Below are 2,354 nucleotides of genomic sequence, written 5' to 3'. Positions count from 1 at the left end.
TTGTTTTCCGGGGGGGGAGATGGGGGTGGGGGGGGAGAGAGGTGGGGTGGGGGTTTCGGAGGCGACGGTGAGACCGTCGGAGCCCGGGCAAAGAGGGGCGCGCCCGCACGGGGGGTTCGGGTGTGGCCGCGCCCTCTCACGCGCCTGACGGCCCCGACTACCTGATTCCGGCCTCGGCGCAGGCGTCCGCGTACGGCTGGGTGCAGATGTCGGACGCCTTGTAGAGCCCGCCGCCCACGACCGTGGTCTCCACCTTCGCCTTGGTCACCACGATCGGGGTGAGCAGCAGCGAGGGGATGTGCAGCGCGCCGCTGTCGGTGACCGAGGTCGCGGTGGTGCTGATGTCCAGGCCCTCGGCCAGCTGGACGGCGATGCTGCCCGCCGCGTCCGTCTCGGGCTTGTACGGCTTGTAGATGGTGAACGCCTGCTCGCCCGTGAGCACCCGGCGGATCGCGTCGATGGAGGCGTCCTGGCCGCCCACCGGCACGTTCTTGATGCCCGCGGCCTTCAGGGCCTCGATGACGGCGGCGGCCATGCCGTCGTTCGCGGCGTAGACGCCCTGGATCCCGTTCTTCCCGAGGCTCTGGATGGCCTCGTTCATCTTCGCCGTGGCCACCTCCGGCTTCCACTCGCCGGACTGCTCGTAGGCGATCTTGACCTTGCCGTCCAGCGCCTGGTGCGCGCCCGCCTTGAACTGCGCCGCGTTGGGGTCGGAGTCGGCGCCGTTGATCATCACGACGTTGGCCGAGGAGGCCTTGGAGCCGAGCGCGTCGAGCAGGGACTGCCCCTGGAGCTGACCGGTGTGCTGGTTGTCGAAGGAGACGTACGCGGCGACCTTGCCCTGGGCCAGCCGGTCGTAGGCGACGACCTTCACGCCCTTGGCGTTGGCGGCGTCGACCCACGGAGCGGTGACCTTGGCGTCGACCGGGTCGAGCAGGATGACCTTCACGCCCTTGGCGAGCAGGTCGTCGAACTGCTTCTTCTGGGCGTTCGCGTCGCCGCCCGCGTTGGCGTAGCTGACGGTGCACTTCGTGCAGAGGCCGGTCACCGTCTGCTCGATCAGCGGCTTGTCGAACGCGTCGTAGCGGGTGGAGGACGCGCTCTCCGGCAGTAGCAGACCGATGCCCTCGGCACCCCCACCGGCCGCCGGCGTCTGGGGCGCCGCGGTCTGACCGCAGGCCGCGAGGGTGAGTGCGAGCGACGCGGCGGCCGTGCCGGTGGCCGCGAGACGCATGGGTCTGATCATGATCGGTGGTGCCTCCTGTACTGCGCCGCGAACAGTGCGGCAGGGGAGGGATTCAAGCCCCACCGGGCGAATGCGTCAATAAGGGAAAGAAACTTCGTTATACCCATGCTCGATTCGTTACGGGATGAACAGGACTTTCACACTTTCGAAGATCGAATTCGAGGTGGGTATTGATAATTCAGAGGACTTATTAATTGCCGTGAGGGTGCGGCGGACCGGGGGGATTCGCCCCGGCCCACCGGGGTCTCAACTGGCGATCGAGTAGCTGTCGCCGTAGACCTTCCAGCGCAGCGGCGGGTTGAGGTCGAAGTTCCCCGCGTCGAGGAAGACCGTCTGCTCGGTGTCGACCCGGCTGGTGTCGGAGTGGGCCTCCTCCTTCTTCATGACCACCTTGCGGGCCTCCAGGAAGGCCTTGATGTAGGTGGCCTCGTCGCCGCCCTGGGCGGGGGTCCTGGCCTTCTTCATGGCCGCGGCGCGAATGCCGCCGAAACTGTCGGAGCCGCTTCCGGGGCCGTGCATCACGACGGCGTCGTAGTAGGCGAACTGGCCGAGCGCACGCAGCCCGTCCGCCTTGGCCTGACCGACGGCGGGGTTGAAGTACACCCGGTCGCGCTCGTCGTTCTGGGCCTGCTGGAAGGCGGGGTCCTTGGCGGCGGTGGCCCAGTCCTTGACGAACGGGGTGCCGAGGCCGGCGTGCGAGGCACTGCCGTTGACCTTCCTCAGCGCGGGCAGGTACTTGGCGAGGACGTTGCCGGGCTTGAGGTCGGTGTAGTGCTTCACCAGATCCAGCATGTCCCCGGTCCCGGAACAGAAGCCGATGATGCCGGCGGTGTAGCCGCGGCCGTCACCGATGTCCTCGATGTACTCGTACTGGGCCTTCCAGTCCAGCGACGAGTTCTCCGCGCTGGACACCAGCTGCATCGCGATGTCCTTCTTGTGCGAGTCGTCCAGGCCGACGCCCTCGATCTGGACGGACGCCGTGGCGGCGGGCGCGGCCTGGGCGGCCGAGGTGGGCCAGACCACAAGGGGAAGGGAAAACAGGGAGGTGACGAGGGACGTTGGAGGGGTACGACGAGGCCGAGTTCGTCTGTGGCCGCTCCGGTTTCCT

At 67.9% G+C, this 2,354-nt stretch carries 2 protein-coding genes; both read right to left on the bottom strand.

Translation table 11 applies throughout. The features are described 5' to 3' along the window. Positions 1 to 157 precede the first annotated feature (157 nt). Positions 158 to 1,234, bottom strand: a complete 1,077-nt coding sequence (locus ACFQ87_RS19630; RefSeq protein WP_380612037.1) for a sugar ABC transporter substrate-binding protein — start codon at positions 1,232 to 1,234, stop codon at positions 158 to 160. A gap of 258 nt (positions 1,235 to 1,492) precedes the next feature. Continuing rightward, positions 1,493 to 2,287, bottom strand: coding sequence for a chitosanase (locus tag ACFQ87_RS19625; protein WP_380612106.1), 795 nt, complete (start codon positions 2,285 to 2,287; stop codon positions 1,493 to 1,495). Between the last annotated feature and the right edge of the window lie 67 nt (positions 2,288 to 2,354).

The sequence above is a fragment of the Kitasatospora sp. NPDC056531 genome (assembly GCF_042794375.1).
Lineage (GTDB): Bacteria > Actinomycetota > Actinomycetes > Streptomycetales > Streptomycetaceae > Kitasatospora.
The sequence above is the reverse complement of the archived record's forward strand: the minus strand, read 5'-3'. Positions and strand labels throughout refer to the sequence as shown.